Source organism: Photobacterium marinum (genome assembly GCF_000331515.1).
Classification (GTDB): Bacteria; Pseudomonadota; Gammaproteobacteria; order Enterobacterales; family Vibrionaceae; genus Photobacterium; species Photobacterium marinum.
In genome coordinates, this window is sequence record NZ_AMZO01000032.1 from 1 (window position 1) to 21,466 (window position 21,466).

Consider the following 21,466-nt stretch of genomic DNA (forward strand, 5'->3'; position numbering starts at 1 on the left):
GGTCAAATTGTTAAAGAACAATTCCAACACAGATAACTTTAACTTTTAAAGGTTTCGCTATCTTGCTGAAGAGGACGCCAATTCTAATCAATTAAATTGCAGTGTCAAACACTTTTTCAACTTAACTTATCAGGATTTTCATCCTAACCGATTCGTTTGCAACTCCTTGTAAGAAGCGCTCTCCGTGTCGGTGATGCGGCATTATAGGGTGCATTTTTACATTGGCAAGTAAAAAAAGAAAAAAAAGCACCAAACGCACAAGAAGCAACCAACTACATCGATTTTGTTTGCTTTAGCGGCACCATCTTTAATATATCTCCCCCGACAGCTTTCACTCTCCGCCAGTTTGGCTGGAAACAAAGTACCAGCAGCTCTTGGCAAACTGATAATAAGTATGAGTGCTTGATACGGTTATACTCCGCTTTTCCGGCTATCCACCTCAGATAACCAGCGAATAAATCAAAAGGACTCCCAATAATCACACCGGAATGCCTGTTGAGGATCGTTCTGACCGCATTAAGTCGTTTTTCATAATCCCGACTTATTGCTCCCGCTCTGTCCGATGTGTAATAACAGAGAGGTTCATTGATAACACCAACGGGCCCCATACGAGCGACTTTCAGCCATAAGTCCCAGTCAGAGGCCGACTTTAAGCTTACATCAAAGCCCTTTGATGATATTAATGCAGATTTCTTAACGACAACTGTACTGGTCCCTACAACATTCTCAGCAAAAAGCAGAGGAGTAAAATGTTCAAACACCCGTGACCTGTTCTCGCCTCTCATCTTTGATTTAAACCGTGGCCAAAAATCAAAACACCCGATAATTTCACGACCTGACTCGGTAACATGCATATAGTCACTAAAACTAAAAACCAGTTCCGGTTGCACTTTATGCAAAGCCAGTTGTTGGGTTAATTTACCGTCTACCCAGTAGTCATCCGCATCCAAAAATGCGACCAGTTCATATTTGCAATGTTGAATGGCTAAATTACGGGCTTTCGATGCTCCGCCTCTTTCACTGAAAATTAACTTTATGTCGTTCTGCTCAGCCAGCCACTCTCGTGAACCATCTGTCGAGCCATCATCAACCACAATAATTTCAACCAGACAATCCTGAACCCAAACACTTTCTATCGCCCTCGGTAATGTCTGCAAGCAATTGTAGTTAGGAATAACAACACTCACACCTTGTACTGACTTCATACCACTCTCCTCTGAAAACAAACATCTATTCCGTTGTGCAAAGACCAGGCCAGTAATTATTGGCATCAAAATTGGAAGGTTGAATTGAAAGAAAGCAAAACAATGGAGTAATTAGGCCACTGATCAGGAGGGGCTGAAGGATGAAAAAAATCGGCTATGTAATCCCGAGTTTCCCAACTTTATCTGAAACTTTTGTCGGCGTTGAAATGCGCGCCATGATGGCTATGGGCCATCAACTCAAACCTTACGCGTTCACTTCGAGTGCACAATATCAGCCTGACGATGCTTATCTGAAACAGCACTGCACCTACCTAACCGATACTCCCGCCAATCCACTCCGTCATATCCTGAAATCCTATCGGTGCCACCGTTTTATCAGAAAGCAAAAAGGATTTAGTTATTTATCTCTGTTACGGCAAGGGTTACAGCTGGCTTATCATGCCGATAAAGACGGTTGCGAACATTTGCATGCACACTTTGCATGGCACAGCGCAGCAACTGCAATTGTTGCAGCCAAAATCTTAGGAATACCAGTATCTTTTGTCGGACATGGTGCCGATATCTATGCGTCACCTCAGGATCTCACCTGTAAGCTGCAAGAAGCCAACTTCATTTGCGCCGTTACGAAAGAGATGCAAAGTGAACTGCAACTTGCAACGGCCAAACCGGTCTACCATATTCCTTGTGGGATCCAGGACACTAAGTATCCACCATTCTCTTATCAATGGCATCCACGTAAAGACTTCCTGTTTATAGGTCGACTTGTTGAGAAGAAAGGACTTGATGTCCTGCTAACAGCTTTCAGCCAGCTCCCCGCATCCGCCACATTAGATATTGTTGGTGATGGCCCTTTACTGACAAAGCTAGTGCATACAGCGCAACAAATGCAGCTCACCCATCGCATCACTTTCCACGGCAGTAAAGATGCCCATTGGTACCACCAGCATGCTGCTGACTACAAAGCACTTGTAGCTCCTTTTACTGTAGCCCCCAACGGAGACAAAGATACCGGCCCACTAGTGCTAAAAGAAGCCATGGCTCTCGGCCTTCCAGTCATCACCAGTGATCTGGCTGGATGTAATGAAATTCTGGATAAAAACAGCGGACAACAAATCCCCATGGATGATCCAGTTTCATTAATGCACGCCATGCAACATCATTTATCCCGCACAGAAACCGAACTGCAAAATCAACGCGAGTACGCCTTCAGGCGAGTCATGAGCCTGTTTACGGCTGGTAAACAGGCCGAATTACTGTCTGCACATGTGGAGGCATTATGAAACCGGCCTTCACCATGGCGACTTATGCCATTGGCATTATCAGCAGTAAACTGGTTGCTCTTGCATTACAACCTTTTGTCACTCAATGGTTGGGCCCGGAGCAATTTGGCAGACTTGATGTATTGATCACCTTAGGGTGTTTCCTGTCATTACTGCTGGCGTTAGGACTGACAGACGCAATTTACCGGTTTGCTCATGATAAAGATGAAAACCACCAGCAAGAAATTTTCAGCGGTGCTTTATGGCTGATCCTGCTCTGCGGTGGAGGGCTCACTCTGCTAACACAAATCGCTTCTCCTGCTATACAGGGATTTCTTCCCGGAAATCCGCCAGTTTTCGCTTTGCGCTGTCTGTTCTTCACTTTATTCATCAACACTCTGTGTACTGTTCCTTTTGCGATATTAAGGATCCGCAATCAGGCGGGGCTATTTGTAGGGGCCCAAATTGTATTTGCATTTATTCAAGGTGGAGGCGTTCTGCTGCTTACCTCAGATTATGGTATCGACGGTATTATGGCTGCCGGGCTTATGGCCCAACTAACTCAACTAATCGTGCTGTCAAAAACCTTCCCAGTACCGAAAGCTAGTCATCAAAAATTACTACTACGCTACGGTGCTGCAATCACCTTTTCCGCCCTCCTTGGTTTTATCTCTCTCGGTGCTGAACGTTGGGCTATCGCCCACTTCCTCAGCCTTGAACAACTGGCCCCTTACGCAATTGCTATGCAGTGGGCCCTTGCCGCCAGCCTGCTTCTCGAACCATTCTCGCTTTGGTGGTTTCCGAAACGCTTTAGCCTCACTGGCTCAGCCAATGGCCTACAGCAGGCTGCCAATATCAGCATTACCGGTTGCCAGTTAGGTACACTCATCACGGCCGGAACCATTACGATTGGCTCAAAGTTCCTTCTCTTCTGGCTACCACCAGGCTTTCACGCCAGCGCAGAGATTATTCCTTTGCTGGGAGTCATGCTAATGATTAAGCACGCTGCAACCCTACTGAATATGGGCTGCTATCAACAAGAAAAAGCACACAGCGTTATGGTCATCGGACTAATCAGTTGTGCCCTGTCTCTGACAATCCTGTTTTTTATTTTGCCGAATTTCGGCCTCTATGCATTGCTCGTGAGTAATATCATTCTGCAATTGCTGCGTTTACTTCTGTTCTATGGCTGGAGCCAACACCGTCTCCCTCTTCCCTATCCACTACCGCGCCTGCTGCTCAGCTATGGCCTGATCGCACTACTGTTGTTTGTCCACTATCAGGAGTTACACCTGTATGAAGGTCTGATTTTGCTTCTACTGGTTGTGCAAGTGTGCTGGCCCTGGCTTCGCAAAATGCCAATCAGGCATACGCTCGGAGCCTGACCTCTCATGAACAGGAAACAACAACTGCTAATAGCACTAACCGGCACCCTGCTGATTTTCATGTTCTGGATGAAACAGGGAAATCTGGTGCTGTTAGTGAGTGTGTTGTTTGCATTGCCTTTTGTTATCAACCAAGCCTTTCTGATCTGTGTCGGCTTTATTATTTTTTCCTATTTCCGAATCCACGAAGCCTTCCCGGTGCTCGAGCCATTACGAATTCCCCAGTTACTGGCCTTAGCCAGTCTAGCGGGGCTTAGCTGGCAACTGTGGTTAAAACGGGAAACTATCATCTGGCAGCGTCTACATACTCAGTTCGTCATTTTCACCTTATGGGTACTGATTTCATGCATTCTGGCCAGTAACAGAGGGGAGGCTTTTGCAAATTTCAATGGTAACTTCATCAAGATATTTATTATGGTGTTTGCAATCAGCTGGCTGCCGACACGGCTCAAACAACTAAAGGTCATTCCGGTCTTACTGCTATTTAGCGGATTAGTTATCGGTCTGCTGGCACTGTATAACAAAGCCAACGGCATCGGGCTGGTTGAGGGAACTCGGGTAACAATCGGCCGGGACATTGGCTCTATGCTGGGTGATCCTAATGATCTAGCTTTGGTTCTGCAGTTTCCCGTCTCTTTTGCCCTAGCCTATAGCTTTTATGGTCAGAAATGGCAGCGGGCGCTTACCATGATCATTCTGGTGATCCTGATCATGAGCGTACTAGCGACACAAAGCCGGGGCGGTTTACTGGGCATCGCCTGCGTAATATTTGCCATGACTCTGATCAGAAGCCGCTCTATTTTACTGCCTGCCATAATCAGTGGCATCGGACTATTAGCCTTGGTACTGCTTGCCGGGATCAGTGACCGGGCTTCCGGCGGTGCCGCGGAATCAGGTATTGATGAATCTGCTATGGGACGGCTCTATGCCTGGCAAGCCGCTATCAATATGGCAATCAGTAACCCGTTTACCGGTGTCGGACTCAACAACTTCTATTACAACTATTACTTCTACTCTCCTCACTGGGATGGAAAAAACCACGCGGTCCACAGTACCTGGCTGCAAATCACCGCCGAAACCGGTTTTGCCGGGTTGGTATTGTTCCTGCTTCTGGTGACAGGAGCCCTGAGAGTTAGTTATCAGCTGCTTAAGCGGTTAGAAAACAGCGAAATGAAACCACTCGCCCAGGGACTTTGGCTTGGCATGTTGTCATTCTGCGTCAGCGGTACCTTTCTGACTCAAGGGACAACCTGGCCACTCTATATTCTGATAGGACTATTGCTCGCACTGGATCGGTTGACGCTTATCCCGGAGGAGAACCATGCGCACCCTGATTAAGCAACACCTCAGCCCCGCCCAAATCGCCCCGCTGAAAACATTACTTCAGCAACTACGGGGCTGCTACCTGCCATGCATTCCGCTATTGCATCGCAGCCTGTATCACCTGCACCTTGCAATCAGCCGCAGCTTTCATTGCATTTTGCAAAAAAGTTATTTCACGCCAATGTTCATTTCCCGGCTCAGTAACCGCCCTAAACAACTACAGCTCGATTGCGGTATGCCACAAATCCTCGGTGATCTTGATATACATATTGGTGAGCAGTGTCGACTGTCAGGTGTCGCGACTTTCTGCGGCCGAGTCTGGGGGCAAAAGAAGCCCCAATTAATTATTGGCAATAATGTAGATATTGGCTGGCAGAACACGCTGGCGATCGGAACCCAAATTCGGATTGATGACAACGTCCGCCTGGCAAGCAAAATCTTCCTTGCTGGGTTTCCCGGTCATCCTGTCGATCCCGTAGCCCGAGCCGAAGGCAAGCCGGATACGGAACAACAAATCGGAGACATTCACCTCTGCCGTGATGTCTGGCTGGGAACCGGCGTCATGGTAATGGCCGGTGTCACCATTGGTGCCGGGAGTATTATTGCCGCCGGGAGTGTGGTTACCCAAGACATCCCCCCCGGAGTACTGGCAGGAGGCAACCCGGCTCAAATAATCAAACCGCTGGAGTTTTGATATGGAATTTCTGGTTTTCGGTGAAGATTGGGGCCGCCACCCTTCAAGCAGTCAGCATATTCTGACCGTCCTACTAAAACATTATGATGTTCACTGGATAAACTCCATCGGGCTGAGACAGCCGAAGTTCAGTCAGCGGGATATACGTCGGCTTTTCGAAAAACTGTTCGCCCAGCTGACACCTTCTCCGGCAGAGAAAACAACCAATGATGATTCACCATTTCCAACCTCTGTCATTAAACCGCTGGTCTGGCCGTTAGCGCAAAACAAGCTGCTTCAATCCATCAATAACACTGTGCTCAAAAGCCAGCTCAGCTCTAAACGCCAGCCGCGAATTATCTGGGCCGCCCTACCCAGTGCTGTTGACTACCTCAATATCTGTGACAGTGATTTAGTTATCTATTACTGCGGAGATGATTTCTCAGCCCTTGCCGGAGTCGATCACCACTACGCAGCCCGAGCAGAACAAAAACTGATCGCAAGGGCTGATATGATCCTGGCCTGCAGTCCTACGCTAAAAGCGAAATTTCCAGAAGAGAAAACCTGGCTGCTGCCTCATGGCGTGTCATTATCGCAATTTGCAAAACCGGCTTCCTGTCCTGCAGATATTGACAGCTCACGACCTAGTGTCGGCTTCTACGGCAGTTTGAATGACTGGCTTGACCAAGCCTTATTACAACGGCTGGCCAGAGCCAGACCCGACATAAATTTCTATCTGCTCGGGCCAGTTAACACCGATATTACCGAGTTGCAGCAGGCAGAGAATATTCATCGATTGCCAGCCCAACCTCACCACCAGCTTGCCGGCTATCTGCAACACTGGACGGTGGCGATTTTACCGTTTAAAGATAATGACCAGATTCGCGCTTGCAACCCTCTGAAGCTGAGAGAGTATCTAGCATCCGGGTGTCCGGTTATCAGCTCAGATTTTCCGGCCGCACGCGCCTACCGTCCCCTTGTCACCATTGCCGAAAATGAAAAACAATGGCTGACAGCGATAGATAACGCCTGTCAGCTATCTTCACAGGAGCGACAGAATTACGCCCAACAGGCTCAACAACGGGTATCCGATGAAAGTTGGGAACAACGAGCCAATCAGGTTACCCAACTGATTAAACAGCAATTTGTGTCCAACAATTCAGACGTCAGATAACGATTTTCCAAACTCCGGGCACTTTTCTTGCTAATACTCCTTATATGGTCTTCAAAATAAGGGAACGCAATGAAAAGGATAATCTGCCTGCTGAGCTGCCTGCTTATTTGGGGCTGTAGCAGTACCAAGGCACCGAGTTCACTCACTTTGTTTTTCAGCCCGGAGCAAATTTCTCTTACCGCAGAACAACAAAGGAAAATCACTGATTTTCTTAATCAGAATCCATACCACCAGCTTACCGCTCAGGTAGCTCCGGCTGCGCTGGAGAATCCTTTCCAGGCTCTGATTCAGGGGCAAAAACGTATCCAGGCGGTGAACAAACTATCGGCCACTCAAGATATTCCCTTACATCTGGAATATGCGCCTCAACAGACTGCCGATACCTTGATTCTGAAGAGGCAGTAGCATTATGCGGCATAAATTATTCGCCAAACTTTACCCCCTGCTCCATGCACTCTGGAGCCACAGATACCTGATCCTGATACCGGTACTTGTGATGCCGTTTTTGATGGCAGCAGGCGGTGCAGTAAAAGCCAAGCGATACTATGCCCAAACCACAATACTGGTTCAGGAAGCATCAATGCTGAATCCGTTTCTTGAAGATCTGTCTATCTCTATGAACCTCAAACAGAGGATTAAAGCCCTGAGGGTTTTACTCCACAGTTATTCAGTACTTGAACCTGTGGTTGAAGAGCTAAATCTGGCACCGCTCAACAGCCGGTCTCAAGTCGAACAGGTTATTCATAAACTTAACGGCAGCCTGAGCGTAAACCTGGTCGGTAACGATGTTGTACAGATAGGACTTAACTGGCCGACTCCCGAAGAAATGCCGGCCATACTCAACAAAATATCAGAAGTATTCCTTGATAAGCTTCGTGCTCCCGGCCGCGCTTCCATCGACGGCTCAGAAATTTTCCTGCAAAAGCAGCTTGAGTCCACCCTGAAGGATCTGGAACAGGCAGAAAGCGAGCTAGCCCGGTTCAAAGCAGACAATGCCGATAACCTACCGCAACTACAGGGAACCAATATCCAGAGCGATGCCAGGCTCAACACTCTAATTCAAGAAACCAAACTGAAGCTTCTTAATGCGCAGGCGAAAAGAAATAACTTTTATCAGCGCCTTGCCAGCACCAACCCGGTTGTCGGCATGCTGGAAGCTGAAATTGTCAAAGCTGAAGCCGAACTTGCGATGCTCAGGGCCAGTTATACCGACCGCCATTCATCAGTAAAAGCCGTACTGCGCCGCCTCAGTCGTCTGAAGCAGGAACGTTCCCGGCTTGTTGACCAACAACAATCCCTCAGTGCCCAGGAAGTCAGCCAACTCTGGCAACGAATCGCCAGCAACACCCAGAATTTTGAAAGTAACAATCAGCCGATACTACTAAGCCAGTTTGAACAACTACAGCAGGCTGAAAGCCAAATTCTGGCATTAGCAGAAGAACTGAAACTGCTGGAAACTCAAGCGACTTACCTGCAGGAGAAGCGAGCTGAGTTTGCCCAGCTGGAAAAGCAACTGAAGATTCTGCAACGAAACTATGACGTTAAATCCCGCATCTACAATCAGCTGCTGGAAAGATATGAAATGGCCAAAGTGACCGGACATCTTGGCCGGTTTGAAGAAGCCGACAAACTTAAAATCATTGACCGTCCGGTAAAACCGGGACGACCACTGAACTGGCCATGGTGGCTCAATTTCCTGTTAGGCATAGGAGCAGGTCTTGGACTGGGACTTTCTCTGGCATGCGCTATGCAGCTGTTAGATACCCGGTTATATCAGACCAGCCAGATCATCCGACTGACAAAGGCACCGGTTCTGATCCGCATTCCTAACTTTCCAGGGGGTACACCATGAACAAGATTACATTACAGGTTGTCCAGCACCTTCGTCCCGGCGGCATTGAGAGACTAGTTCTGAACCTACTCCGTTTTGCCTCCCCCAACCACAGTGTTTATGTTGTTGCTTTGGAAGGGGAAAAAGAGTCTGCCATTGAAAAATGGCCAGAACTGCAACCATTCCGGTCTCAACTGTTCTTTCTTGGCAAACCTGAAGGGCGCGATCTGCAAACCATCATCAGGCTGCGCAGCCTGATCAAAAAGTTACGAGCCGACATTATCCACTCTCACCATTTAGGCCCATTGCTGTATTCCCGACTGGCGAGCGTCGGACTCAGGGTTTCCCATATTCAGACTGAACATGACAGCTGGCATTTGCATAATGCCAAACAGCGCCGCCTGACCCGCCTACTTCTAAAAGGAACTAAGGTCCAGCTTGTTGCCGATGCCCCCCGGGTTGCCGATCAACTGAAACTTCATGGAATCACGGCCGATCATGTCATCATCAACGGGATCGATACCAAACATTTCACGCCGGGCAATCAGTTGCTGTCGAGGCAGATGAACCAGTTACCTTCAGACAAAATACTCATCGGCTGCGCCGGACGCTTGGTCCCTGAAAAGGGCATCGACACCATGATCCAAGCTCTGGCTCTGATGGAAGAACCCCACCAGCTTGTCATTGCCGGTAACGGTCCGGAGCAAAGCAATTTACGCCGTCTCGCAGACCAGCTGGGTCTCTCAGATCGCATTCACTGGCTCGGCCATTGCTGCAACATGCGAAGCTTCTACCGTGCCATTGATATTTTCTGCATGCCCTCCCGTCAGGAAGGCCTGCCTCTGGCTCTTCTTGAAGCTCAGGCCTGTGGCAAAACCGTTATCGCCACCAATGTAGGCGGGATCCCGGACCTGCTCAATCCTCACAGCGGCCAACTTATTGAACCGGATCAACCAGTAACATTAGCTCGCGCACTTATGAACGGATTACACAAAGCGCACTACTACAGCGAGCATAATGCTCAATACATTCGTTGCCTGGCTGATGTGCGCATGATGACTGCAACTTATGAAGCTTTAGCCTATTAATAAACGGAGGTGCTGCAATGGTATTCCAGTGGACGGTTCTCACTCTTCTCACCCTGCTGATCATTTATCATCATGTGATTTACACTGGTTTGATGATCTGGCTCGGACGCCGTGCTCCGAAAGCCCCTCTGTCACCAGAGGCTTCCGATGAAAAAAACAAAGCACATGAACCGTCACCATTACCCATCATCGCTCTGGTTATGCCAGCACATAACGAAGAGGGCTGTATCGAAGCTAAACTGGCAAATATTCTGATGTTGGATTACCCGCCAGAAAAATTGTCCGTCTGGATCTGCTGTGACGGCTGTAGCGATGACACAGCAAACATCATAAAACGCTGGCAGCCACAGTTTAAAAAAGCCGGAGTTGAACTGCATTGTAAAGATGAAGCGGATAACCAAGGCAAAGTTGCCCGCATAAACCAATTAATGCAGCTAGCCAAAGAGCAAGCCGAGCTCATCGCTCTTTCTGATATATCGGCGTTATTGTCGGTCGATGCTCTACAACAGGCAGCCATCAGTTTTCTTAACCCGCAAACAGGCGCAGTCACCTGTAGTTACCTACTGGCGGAAGCTACATCCGGAGAACAGCAGTACTGGCAGTGGCAAAATAATATTCGCCGGGCGGAATCCAACCTGGGAAATGTCATGGGGGGCAACGGGGCTTTTTATATGATGCGCGCCGGATTGTTTTCCCCACTTCCGGCAGACACTATCAATGATGATTTTATGTTACCCATGATGGTTATCAAACAAGGCTATCAGGTACAGTTCAACCAATTCATCAACAGTGTCGAACTGACGCCATCCGATGATGAACAGAACTATCAGCGACGTCAGCGGATCGGAGCCGGTAACCTACAGCAACTAATCCGGTGTCGTTTTGTTTTCAAAAACAGCCATCATGGTGCCCGCTGGCTATTTGCCTCCGGCAAAGGGCTGCGAACCCTGATGCCATTTATCTTACTGGCTTACTTACTGCTTTCAGTACTGATGGCCGTCCAAGGCTCATTAACGGCGCTAGGCCTTGTTGCCCTACAAACGGCCGGATACCTGTTGGCACTGTTACCAACAGTCGGCATCCATACCCGGCTAACGGATAAACTTCACTACTTCATTGGCGGCTACGCCGCCTCTTTACTTGGCATGCTGCGCTATCTCGCCGGACAGTTTCGCCAGGGCTGGCGCCACCTTCCGCCATTAATCAGCTATCAATCTCAGTCGACCTTGTTGTTCAAGCGAGCCAGCGACATTCTGCTAGGGTCATTTGGGCTGATACTCACTCTTCCGTTATGGCCGATCATTGCAGTGTTAATCAGGCTCGATTCACCAGGTTCCGCTTTTTATCGTCAGCTCAGGGTCGGCAGGATCAGCGAAGAACAGGTTGAACTGTTTGAAGTCATCAAGTTCCGCACCATGAGTAACAATGCGGAGTCCAATTCCGGCGCTGTCTGGGCAAGTGCGAATGATCCGCGAATCACCCGTATCGGGCGCTTCCTTCGTGCCACCCGGCTAGATGAGCTGCCTCAGTTTATCAACGTGATCAAAGGTGAAATGTCACTCATCGGCCCGCGACCGGAGCGTCCGGAGCTATGTGGTGATTTGCAAAATGCATTGCCATATTACCTGGAACGCACCGCAGGATTAAAACCGGGAATCACCGGGCTCGCTCAGGTCAATCAAGGATATGACAATAATCTGGATGACGTTAAAAACAAGATCGCCTGGGATCATGCCTACGCACTGGCGCTCAGTTCACCAATTCAGTGGATTAAGATGGATCTCTACATCATGTTTAAGACTATCTACATCATGGTCTGTAAACGCGGACAATGACCTGTAAACGCAAACATAAGTGGCACACGGCTTGTATTACTTACATACCACTAACTTCAATACCTAGTACAGAAGAGAGGTCAGTATGCTGCAAGCAACCACCACCCCGATGATTAGCCTGACACTGCAAGATGAATTTGATGCCCATACTGCTAGACAGATGGAACCGCAGTTCGAGACACTCAGTCAAACCGAGGATGATGAGCTAATTATCGACATGACCCAAGTGCAATTTATTGACTCCTGCGGAATCGGTGCCATTGTTTTCTTATATAAAAGACTGAAAAGCAGAGGGAAAAAACTGCGCCTACTCAATGTCAACGGCCAGCCCCGACAGCTGATGAAGATGTTAAGGATTAATAAGGTGATCCCTCTGATCACCTCTGCGGAGTTAAATTAATATGGGAAAACTGCCAGGCCTTCTTTTGATCCTCATAACCAGTGGCTGCACAACCTGGCCTACTTCCGGTGATAATCCCTACTCACCACCGGATGTCGATCAATGGCTTGAGCTGGAACACCATGATTTTGAACTGCAACTACTAGCAACCCGGGGAGCCAAACTCTGTCTCCCCGGCCAGTATCAACAGCTGGAAAACCTCTATCTTAAGGCTCGGCAGGAAGCCAAGGCCGGCTTCAGCGATGATGCCGATATAACTCTGCTTGAATACCAGACTCAATTTGCCAAAATCCAGCGCCAGATGGACTGGTTAGAACACCACACTCAGTGTCTGGATACCCGATATTCAGAAATTGAACTCAGGGATCAGTTCCTGTTGTTAATGCAGGTCGATAACCAATTTGCTTTCAACCGCTCTAAACTACTTCCTGATTATCAGCAGGCACTGCGACGAGCGGCCTCCATTCTTAAACGCCAAAACCACTGGCACCTGCAACTGACAGGACACACAGACACCATAGGTACCGAGCAAAACAATTTCGAATTGGGAATGAGGCGAGCTGATACGGTACGCCGATTCTTGGTCGAACAAGGGGTTGATACCAGACAAATATCCATCTTCAGTGCCGGTGAAAAAGAATCAGTCGAAGATCCGCGTTCCAGAACCCAAAGGCTCAGTAACCGCAAAGTCGATGCACAAGTTCTTGTTGATCACCACACCCGGTCTGTACACCGGGTTTATTCACTTCGGGACTGGCAGGCTGTAAAAGAACAACTGACCCGGGAGCCGTTATGAAAACACTCCTGCTATTGTTGCTCGTTATCCTTGTATCACCAGCATGGGGAACCACCCTCACCGCCGGTGACAAAATATACCTGCAACTTCCCGGCGAGAGTGCATTTGACGACCCGTTTACTATCGATGACCAAGGCCAAATAAGGCTACCGGAAATAGGCCTTATTACCATTGCAGGCCTGACCCCAAGAGAAGCAGAACAACAAATCCGCCAGCGACTGAGAACCGTCTACCGCAATCTGGATGAATTCAGGCTCAGTATCATGGAGCAAATGCTCCGGGTACAAGTACTTGGCTATGTTACCGATCCCGGCATGGTATCACTCAAACCCGGCAGTAATATCCAGATGGCTATTGCTGCTGCCGGCGGTGCCAGGCCTGGTGCCCAGCTAGACAAATTCAAGCTGCTCCGAAATGAGCAATCACAAGAATTTAACTACAAAGCATACTTAGACAGTGGTGATCCCTCGCAACTTCCAACCCTTAAAGGCGGCGATACGATTTTTGTTCCGGCTTCTCCGTTACTGGGAAACATAGAAGTCGATTTTGATGCAGCCTCATTAAGGGAGGGCGGTGATGCTGACGAAGAACAGGGCATCACGATTTTCGGAGAGCTACGTAATCCGGGCACCTTCAGCTATAAATCCGGAATGACGGTAGTCGATGCTCTCATGCGAGCAGATGGGGTTACCCGTTATGCCGATGTCACCAAAATTCGGGTGATCACCGATAATGTCCCTTACCAGTTCGACCTCAAAGCCTATCTTGATACCGGAAAATCCACCCAAATGCCGCCCATAAAACCGGGCACCACGATTTTTGCACCGATTGAAGTTGAAGATATTAATACCACCTCACGAACCGTTTATGTGATGGGTGAAGTCAAAGCGCCGGGTGCCTATGAAAGTTCACCAGGGACAGGGTTTGTTGATGTACTGGCTAATGCTGGCGGGCCAACCCGTTTTGCCGATACAACCCTAATAAAACTGCTTCGCAGCGAAGGGGCCCCTGTGAGCATCAACCTGGTAACTTATACCCAAAATCCGGCCAGCTACACCCTGCCAGTAATAGAGCCTGGTGATGTCATTTTTATTCCGGAAAAGATCGATTTTAATGAAAAGTCCTGGCTAAAAGTTACCGCAGATCGCGCAATAAAAATTATCGGTGCCGTGAACAATCCAGGACGTTTCGAGTGGAATGACAGCATGGGCCTACTGGATGTTCTGGCGCATGCCGGTGGCCCGAAGCAGCAGGCAAACCTTAGCAACATCCGGCTACTTCGCGAACAGCATGGTTCATCAGATAACGTCATCTATTTTGACCTGGAAAGCTTTATTAACGAGGGGGGAAGCTTTACCCAACTCCCGACACTCAAGGCTGGCGATACCATCATTATTGACGAACTCCCCCATGATCCGACCGATAACAAATCAAGCTGGATCCGCCAATCCGCAGATGATTCCATTTATGTCTTCGGTCAGGTCGGCGCACCGGGACGCTATGCTTTTAACCGGGAGCTGGGTTTCCTCGATATTCTGTCAGCGGCAGATGGCCCCACAGGAGATGCTGATCTTCGCCAAATCAGGATCAGTCATCGCGACAGTAATCAATCACAGGTAACCAAACTGAATCTTTCACTCTATTTTGAAACCGGAGATGAAAGCCTACTGCCGAAAGTCGTGCCGGGCGATGTGATCTATTTACCCAAAGTCCAAGGCGATTGGCTTGATAAGCCCGCAGAGCGAGTGGTCAGGCTAATGGGCTCAGTCAACAAACCCGGTCGCTATACATTCAACAGTCAGATGAATATTCTGGACTTACTGGCTGAAGCCGGCGGCCCGACAGACGAAGCTTACATCGAGCGGATCATGATAGTGAATACGTCCTGCTGTGGCGACAAAGCACAAACTTTCAATCTTCGCGACTATGTCATCGATCCTGCCAGCTATCCGCTGCCACTGCTGCGTCCCGGCGATACCGTCTATGTACCGAACGAGAGCGACTCAATCGGAGAACAATGGCGTCAGGGACTGCGTGACGTCCTTGGCCTGTTTACCCTTATCGCTCTGGGAGCTGCCTTATGAAACCCTGGCTTAGTGGGGAGTACGATCAGCTATTCCACCAAATCCATCAAATTGAAGCCCGAATCATCTCCTTTACCGGATCCAGTGATGGATGTGGAACTTCCACCATGTGTAACTGGCTAGCAAGGCGCTGCGCTGAAGACCAACAGAAAGTTCTGCTGATCGACCTTGATCTCTCCGGATTCGGGCAAGGTTTCCCGGCCAAGTCATGGCAGAGCGACGGCAACGGCGAAGCTGAGGCATTGATCCATATAAATAGTCAACTCGATATCCTTCCACGCCCGAGCCGTGAACGGACCATTCTCGATCTTCGCCAACCACAAATTCTGACCAAAGCACTAGAGCGCTGGAAGCAGAATTATCACTATATCATCTGCGACGTCGGCACCATGACAAACACCAACTGGAGAAACCTTCCTGTCAGCGCCATCAGCCATGCCAGTGATGCCACCATCCTTTGTGTCGCAGCAGCAAAAACTAAAGAAAGTGAGCTGTTGACCTGTATGAAGAAACTCGAGCAAAACGGGATCACCCTACTGGGCACTCTGATCAATGATCAGATAAACCCCTCTCTGGCTGATGAAATTATCCGGGTACTAAAAGGAAAAGCGCGCTGGCTACCAAACCAGCTCAAGCAGCGGCTGATCCGCTATCTGGACAACAGTCCTTTATTACAAGGGAAATATCAGTAGAACAAGGGATAGACCAATAAGCGCAAATAAGATAAGGGACTAAGTTATGAAACAGCTCCTGTTCCAGCGCCAGTTCAGTCTGAGCTATGAAAACCTCCGCCTGATCCGTCGTTTTTTCAGTGATAAAGCGCAGGCACTACATCTCAATCAGGAGTTAGTTCAGAACATTAAACTAGTCTGCAGTGAGTACTGCGCCAACCTGCTCGAACATCAAGAACAAACAGCCAGCCAAGTCACCATCAGCTACGGCAAATCTGACGGGCATTACTTTCTTTCTATTCTCGACAACGGCTCAGCGTGGCAACACCAGACAGAGCAACTCCAATCTGCAGAGCTCCCTGCACAACTAATGGAAAACGGAATGGGACTCGGCCTTATACAAGCAACCTTCCCGGTGTTTAACTATAAAAGCAGCCGGAACCACAACATAATCACGTTCAGGATCCCGGTCCTACAGCACAGAAAACAAATAGTCATTGTCGATGACAGCCAAAGCCAACTGACATTACTTGCCCATTTTCTTGAGCAAGACTACCAATTAGCCCTTTTCAGTAAAGCCAGTGAAGCGCTGCAATGGCTGGAAAAGAACCACTGTGATTTGGTGCTGACAGATCTGCACATGCCGGACATCAATGGTTTTGATTTCCGGCAGCGGGTGGCAGCAATCCAACATCATCGGCTGTTACCCTTTATTTTTCTCTCCGCCGATACGGTAAGTGAAACCCTCTACGCAGCCGCCCAATCAGGAATTGATGACTTTCTCGCAAAACCTATCAGCAAGGCGCACTTATCCAGTGTGCTAAGCAGGGTGCTTGAGCGCCATCACCACCTACTTACCGCCTTTGAAGAGACACTGCAACAACAGCTTAATACTCAGTCATATCACAGTGATCTCACAACGATTTCCAACCAGGTTCAGCTGTTAGTTAACCAGGAGCCGTGTATTTCCGGTGACTTTATCATGCAACAGAAGCTCAGCGACGGATCGCAACTATTGCTGCTTGGCGATCAAATGGGGCATGGAATCGCAGCAAAAGCCAATGGTGCCATCAGTTTCGGTTACGTCATGGGTCTGCTGCAAAATCCTGAAACTACCCCCAAACAAGTCTGCCGAGTCCTCAACCAGTACTTTTTTCATGCCACAGAAAAGAGCAATTTGATTTGCCTAGTGCTCCTGCATATAAGATCCAATAACGCGCTAACGGTTTACAACGCCGGTATGCCCTGCCCGCTATTTTTTCCTTCACAGCATCAACCTTCTAGTAAGCATCAAATAGTCGATACGTCGATGGGTTTACTCGGGTTATTTGACAACTTAGAACCAGCACATTGGCAAACTCCGATATCATCCGGAGACAGCCTGCATTGTTTCAGTGACGGACTCGCTGAAACGCCTTTCTGTAAAAGCGAACTTGATGAACTATATCGATTGTCAGCTCAAGAACGGCATCAACATTTATGGCAAAGTGCAAAGCAAAATCCAGAAGATGACTGCACATTAGTAACAGTTATCTTCAATTAACGTCAATTTCACGAAAGTAAATAAATGCGTGACAACTGAGCCCAACGACTTTCTCCGCTATACTGCTCAATAATCCGTTGCTGCAACTCATACGACTTTTCCATCCACGCTTTCTTGTTAAGAGAACCCATCTCATTAATTAACAAAGAAAGTCGCTGCCATTGCGATTCGTTTACCAAGCAATCATCAGAAAGTAATTCAGGTAAATCACCAACTCTGGTAGCCAGAACAATAACTCCATTGGCCATTGCTTCGAGTGCAGCCATAGGCAAGCCTTCCGCCCTAGACGGAATCAGCAATATATCTAGGCATTGCCAATGGGGATCCATTGAAGTAACAGCACCATGCCATTCTAATGCAGGCTCATCAGAGACTAAGTTCGCTAAATCTCCGTCACCGAAAACATGAAACTGACACTGCCGGTGTTCCCGGCTGAGAGTAACAAAACGATCGATACCCTTTTCCATGCTCAAACGACCAACAAAACCAACCTGCAAAGTTGAATGACGTTTTTTGGCAGACAACGGTGATTTGCTGAGAACAAAATTGCGCAGCAATTCGCAACGAAATGGCTGACGCTTCAGAATAGGCAAACTCACCGCCAAGTTATAAGAGAGAAAAGCAGTATAAGCATTCAGTCTTTCATAAAAAGCCAACCTGCCTGTTAATGACTCTCCGGCGTGGAAACTGGAAATTAAACGGAAAGGTGCAAGTAAGCGATAAAAACGTGCCATGATCGATGCTTTATAGCCATGAGCATGTACGACGTCATCTTGAGAAAGCGAGCGAAAGAAGCGGATAGATGGTGAGTCAGATAAGAAACGGAACGGAATATGATTGTCAGTTAACTGCTGATATTGTGGATGGCCGGGGTAACGGCGAAAGTAAACGACCTCAACTTCAACATCCCGAGACTGAATGAGCAAAGCAAGCTGCTGAATATGGCTTTCTATCCCACCAAATCCAGAGCTGTCGACAAACAGATACACCATAGCACTCTTCCTGATATCAGACTGATTTCAGAAGAGCTGATGCAAAAAAAAAGCCGAGTCTATGACCCGGCTTCTTTTTTATTTAACGCGCTATTGCTTATTCAGCAGCAGCTTCTTCCTGAGCTTCAGGACGGTCTACTAGCTCGATGTAAGCCATAGGGGCTTTATCGCCAGCACGGAAACCGCATTTCATGATGCGAGTGTAACCGCCTGGACGCTGAGCAAAACGTGGACCAAGTTCGTTAAATAGTTTCGCAACAACTTCGTTGTCACGAGTACGTGCGAATGCTAGACGACGGTTAGCAACACTGTCAGTCTTAGCTAGGGTAATCAATGGCTCAATTACGCGACGCAGCTCTTTTGCCTTAGGCAGGGTAGTCTTGATAAGCTCGTGACGTACCAGAGAGCCAGCCATGTTGCTGAACATCGCTTTGCGATGGCTGCTGTTGCGGTTGAGTTGACGACCACTCTTACGATGGCGCATGACCTAATCCTTCTAACTAGATATCAGTAACTATTAATCTTCAGCAATTGATGCTGGCGGCCAGTTTTCTAGGCGCATACCTAGAGACAGACCACGTGAAGCCAGCACGTCTTTGATTTCTGTCAAAGACTTCTTACCAAGGTTTGGAGTCTTAAGAAGCTCAACCTCAGTACGCTGAACAAGATCACCGATGTAGTGGATCGCTTCTGCTTTCAGACAGTTAGCAGAGCGAACAGTTAGTTCAAGATCGTCTACAGGACGCAGTAGGATCGGATCGAACTCCGGCTTCTCTTCTTTCTCTTCAGGAACTCGCACATCACGTAGATCTACGAATGCATCCAGCTGCTCAGCCAAGATAGTAGCTGCACGACGGATAGCTTCCTCAGGATCAAGAGTACCGTTTGTCTCCATATCGATAACAAGCTTGTCAAGGTCAGTACGTTGTTCAACACGTGCTGCTTCAACAGCGTAAGCGATACGGTCAACTGGGCTGTAAGTTGCATCAACTAGCAGACGACCAATTGGGCGCTCATCTTCTTCAGTATGAATACGAGCAGACGATGGTACATAGCCACGACCACGTTCTACCTTGATGCGCATGCTGATGTCAGCATTGTCATCAGTTAGGTGGCAGATTACGTGTTCTGGGTTCGCAATCTCAACATCACCGTCGTGGGTGATGTCACCTGCAACAACAGGGCCTGCACCAGATTTATTCAGAGTAAGGATTACTTCATCTTTACCTTCAACCTTAACGGCCAGGCCCTTAAGGTTCAGAAGGATCTCAAGAATATCTTCCTGTACTCCTTCTTTGGTGCTGTACTCGTGTAACACACCATCGATTTCCACTTCAGTTACGGCACAACCCGGCATTGAAGATAGAAGAATACGACGTAGAGCGTTACCTAGGGTGTGGCCAAAACCACGCTCTAGCGGCTCAAGAGTTACTTTTGCGTGCGTCGTGCTGATTTGTTCGATATCAACAAGACGTGGCTTAAGAAATTCTGTTACAGAACCCTGCATTGTGTCCTCTCTTAACTATAGCCTTACTTAGAGTAAAGCTCGACGATCAGGTGTTCGTTGATGTCGGCAGACAAATCAGAACGTTCAGGAAGACGCTTAAAAGTACCTTCCATCTTGTTTGTGTCTACTTCGACCCAAGTCGGTAGTTCACGCTGAGTAGCAACTTCTAGAGCTGCCTTGATGCGTGCTTGGTTCTTAGCTTTCTCGCGAATGCTAACAACGTCGTTAGCCGCTACCTTGAAAGAAGGAACGTTTACGACTTGACCGTTAACTAGGATCGCTTTGTGGCTTACCAGCTGACGTGCTTCTGCGCGAGTTGCGCCAAAGCCCATGCGGTAAACTACGTTATCTAGACGACCTTCCAGAAGCTGAAGCAGGTTTTCACCTGTGTTGCCCTTGATGCGAGCAGCTTCTTTGTAGTAGTTACGGAATTGTTTCTCTAGAACGCCGTAAGTACGACGAACTTTTTGCTTCTCACGAAGCTGAACGCCATAGTCAGATAGACGACCGCGACGAGCGCCGTGTACACCTGGTGCGTTATCAATTTTACACTTGGTATCAATCGCGCGTACACCAGACTTAAGGAATAAGTCAGTGCCTTCACGACGGCTAAGCTTCAGCTTAGGACCCAAATATCTTGCCATGTTCTTTCTCCAGTTTTCCTAAAAACGTTATACGCGACGTTTCTTAGGTGGACGACAACCGTTATGAGGGATCGGAGTCGCATCAACAATGTTAGTGATACGGAAACCCGCAGCGTTTAGAGCGCGGATAGTAGACTCACGACCTGGACCTGGGCCCTTAACCATAACTTCCAGGTTCTTAACGCCATATTCTTTGGCCATTTCACCACAACGCTCAGCAGCAACCTGTGCAGCGAACGGAGTAGATTTACGAGAACCACGGAAACCAGAACCACCTGCAGTAGCCCAAGATAGAGCGTTACCCTGACGGTCAGTAATGGTTACGATTGTGTTATTGAAAGAAGCATGAATGTGCGCAACGCCATCAGCTACTTGCTTGCGTACGCGCTTACGAGCGCGAGTTGGTTGTTTTGCCATTGTACTCTACCTTATCCGATTATTTTTTGATCGGCTTGCGCGGACCCTTACGGGTACGTGCGTTGGTTTTAGTACGCTGTCCACGTAGTGGTAGACTGCGACGATGACGAAGACCACGGTAACAGCCAAGGTCCATTAGACGCTTGATGTTCATTGATACTTCACGACGTAGATCACCTTCTACAGTGTACTTAGCTACACCATCACGCAGTAGATCGATCTGCTCTTCAGTCAGTTCACTGATCTTAACATTTTCAGCAATACCCGCTTCAGCTAGGATAGCTTTTGAACGAGTCTTACCAATGCCGTAGATCGCAGTAAGAGCGATTACAGAATGTTTCTGATCAGGAATGTTAATGCCTGCAATACGGGCCACTATTCACTCCTAGTACTTTTCAAGAATAACCGCTGCAGAGCCCGTTTAGGATACGCAGCGGTGGAACAATTCTTTTGCACACACAAAAGATTGGTTGGCTAATTTAGCCAACCTACCTTCAATTTGCAAGAAATATTTCTGCTAATTAGCCTTGGCGCTGTTTGTGCTTTGGCTCACTGCAAATTACACGCACAACACCGTTGCGCTTGATAACTTTACAGTTACGGCAGATTTTCTTAACGGAAGCACGAACTTTCATTGCT

Annotated in this window: 22 protein-coding genes; 14 read left to right on the forward strand and 8 right to left on the reverse strand. The window is 48.2% G+C overall.

Annotated elements, in window-relative coordinates:
- Positions 1-272: 272 nt before the first annotated feature.
- Complete coding sequence (locus C942_RS18795; RefSeq protein WP_198287503.1) at positions 273-1,226, reverse strand: glycosyltransferase; 954 nt, start codon at positions 1,224-1,226, stop codon at positions 273-275.
- Positions 1,227-1,345: 119 nt separating this feature from the next.
- On the opposite strand from C942_RS18795, the gene C942_RS18800 reads away from it, so the two are divergent.
- The 14 genes from C942_RS18800 to C942_RS18865 all read left to right on the forward strand — a co-directional run bounded on the left by C942_RS18800 (position 1,346) and on the right by C942_RS18865 (position 17,267).
- Complete coding sequence (locus C942_RS18800; RefSeq protein WP_007468777.1) at positions 1,346-2,485, forward strand: glycosyltransferase; 1,140 nt, start codon at positions 1,346-1,348, stop codon at positions 2,483-2,485.
- Positions 2,482-3,849, forward strand: a complete 1,368-nt coding sequence (locus C942_RS18805) for a lipopolysaccharide biosynthesis protein (RefSeq protein ID WP_007468779.1) — start codon at positions 2,482-2,484, stop codon at positions 3,847-3,849. The genes C942_RS18800 and C942_RS18805 overlap by 4 nt, the downstream gene beginning before the upstream one ends.
- Before the next feature lie 6 nt (positions 3,850-3,855).
- Complete coding sequence (locus tag C942_RS18810; protein WP_007468781.1) at positions 3,856-5,187, forward strand: O-antigen ligase family protein; 1,332 nt, start codon at positions 3,856-3,858, stop codon at positions 5,185-5,187.
- Complete coding sequence (locus tag C942_RS18815) at positions 5,171-5,866, forward strand: acyltransferase (protein ID WP_007468783.1); 696 nt, start codon at positions 5,171-5,173, stop codon at positions 5,864-5,866. Before C942_RS18810 ends, C942_RS18815 begins: the two co-directional genes overlap by 17 nt.
- A 1-nt stretch (position 5,867) precedes the next feature.
- The gene (locus C942_RS18820; RefSeq protein WP_007468785.1) at positions 5,868-7,019 is read left to right on the forward strand and encodes a glycosyltransferase; all 1,152 of its coding nucleotides are present in this window, start codon (positions 5,868-5,870) and stop codon (positions 7,017-7,019) included.
- A 69-nt stretch (positions 7,020-7,088) separates the two neighbouring features.
- Positions 7,089-7,424: a hypothetical protein gene (locus C942_RS18825; protein ID WP_007468787.1), complete on the forward strand. Its 336-nt coding sequence runs from the start codon at positions 7,089-7,091 to the stop codon at positions 7,422-7,424.
- Between the two features lie 4 nt (positions 7,425-7,428).
- On the forward strand, positions 7,429-8,871 hold the full coding sequence (locus C942_RS18830) for a GumC family protein (RefSeq protein WP_036801156.1): 1,443 nt from the start codon (positions 7,429-7,431) through the stop codon (positions 8,869-8,871).
- Positions 8,868-9,938: a glycosyltransferase gene (locus C942_RS18835; protein ID WP_007468792.1), complete on the forward strand. Its 1,071-nt coding sequence runs from the start codon at positions 8,868-8,870 to the stop codon at positions 9,936-9,938. Before C942_RS18830 ends, C942_RS18835 begins: the two co-directional genes overlap by 4 nt.
- Before the next feature lie 17 nt (positions 9,939-9,955).
- Entirely contained in the window at positions 9,956-11,773 is a 1,818-nt protein-coding gene (locus C942_RS18840) for a sugar transferase (protein WP_007468794.1), read from the forward strand.
- Positions 11,774-11,858: 85 nt separating this feature from the next.
- Positions 11,859-12,173 (forward strand): STAS domain-containing protein, encoded by a 315-nt coding sequence (locus tag C942_RS18845; RefSeq protein ID WP_007468796.1) that lies wholly within the window; start codon positions 11,859-11,861, stop codon positions 12,171-12,173.
- 1 nt (position 12,174) lies between these two features.
- Positions 12,175-12,969: an OmpA family protein gene (locus tag C942_RS18850; RefSeq protein WP_007468798.1), complete on the forward strand. Its 795-nt coding sequence runs from the start codon at positions 12,175-12,177 to the stop codon at positions 12,967-12,969.
- Positions 12,966-15,053, forward strand: coding sequence for an SLBB domain-containing protein (locus C942_RS18855; RefSeq protein ID WP_007468800.1), 2,088 nt, complete (start codon positions 12,966-12,968; stop codon positions 15,051-15,053). Before C942_RS18850 ends, C942_RS18855 begins: the two co-directional genes overlap by 4 nt.
- Positions 15,050-15,745: a P-loop NTPase family protein gene (locus C942_RS18860; protein WP_007468801.1), complete on the forward strand. Its 696-nt coding sequence runs from the start codon at positions 15,050-15,052 to the stop codon at positions 15,743-15,745. Before C942_RS18855 ends, C942_RS18860 begins: the two co-directional genes overlap by 4 nt.
- Before the next feature lie 46 nt (positions 15,746-15,791).
- Positions 15,792-17,267 carry a response regulator gene (locus tag C942_RS18865; protein ID WP_007468803.1) on the forward strand — a complete coding sequence of 492 codons (1,476 nt, stop codon included), beginning with the start codon at positions 15,792-15,794 and terminating at the stop codon, positions 17,265-17,267.
- An 8-nt stretch (positions 17,268-17,275) separates the two neighbouring features.
- Here the strand turns inward: C942_RS18865 and C942_RS18870 are convergent, their stop codons facing one another.
- The 7 genes from C942_RS18870 to rpmJ form a co-directional block, all read right to left on the reverse strand.
- The gene (locus tag C942_RS18870; RefSeq protein WP_007468805.1) at positions 17,276-18,259 is read right to left on the reverse strand and encodes a glycosyltransferase family 4 protein; all 984 of its coding nucleotides are present in this window, start codon (positions 18,257-18,259) and stop codon (positions 17,276-17,278) included.
- 97 nt (positions 18,260-18,356) lie between these two features.
- On the reverse strand, positions 18,357-18,743 hold the full coding sequence (rplQ, locus tag C942_RS18875; RefSeq protein WP_007468807.1) for a 50S ribosomal protein L17: 387 nt from the start codon (positions 18,741-18,743) through the stop codon (positions 18,357-18,359).
- Positions 18,744-18,776: 33 nt separating this feature from the next.
- Entirely contained in the window at positions 18,777-19,766 is a 990-nt protein-coding gene (locus C942_RS18880; RefSeq protein ID WP_007468810.1) for a DNA-directed RNA polymerase subunit alpha, read from the reverse strand.
- 23 nt (positions 19,767-19,789) lie between these two features.
- Entirely contained in the window at positions 19,790-20,410 is a 621-nt protein-coding gene (rpsD, locus tag C942_RS18885) for a 30S ribosomal protein S4 (RefSeq protein ID WP_007468812.1), read from the reverse strand.
- A 27-nt stretch (positions 20,411-20,437) separates the two neighbouring features.
- A complete protein-coding gene (gene rpsK / locus C942_RS18890; RefSeq protein WP_005370963.1) occupies positions 20,438-20,827 on the reverse strand; it encodes a 30S ribosomal protein S11 in 390 nt (129 codons plus the stop codon).
- A gap of 19 nt (positions 20,828-20,846) precedes the next feature.
- Positions 20,847-21,203: a 30S ribosomal protein S13 gene (gene rpsM / locus C942_RS18895; protein ID WP_007468823.1), complete on the reverse strand. Its 357-nt coding sequence runs from the start codon at positions 21,201-21,203 to the stop codon at positions 20,847-20,849.
- Positions 21,204-21,348: 145 nt separating this feature from the next.
- Positions 21,349-21,462, reverse strand: coding sequence for a 50S ribosomal protein L36 (rpmJ, locus tag C942_RS18900; protein WP_000868186.1), 114 nt, complete (start codon positions 21,460-21,462; stop codon positions 21,349-21,351).
- Positions 21,463-21,466 lie beyond the last annotated feature (4 nt).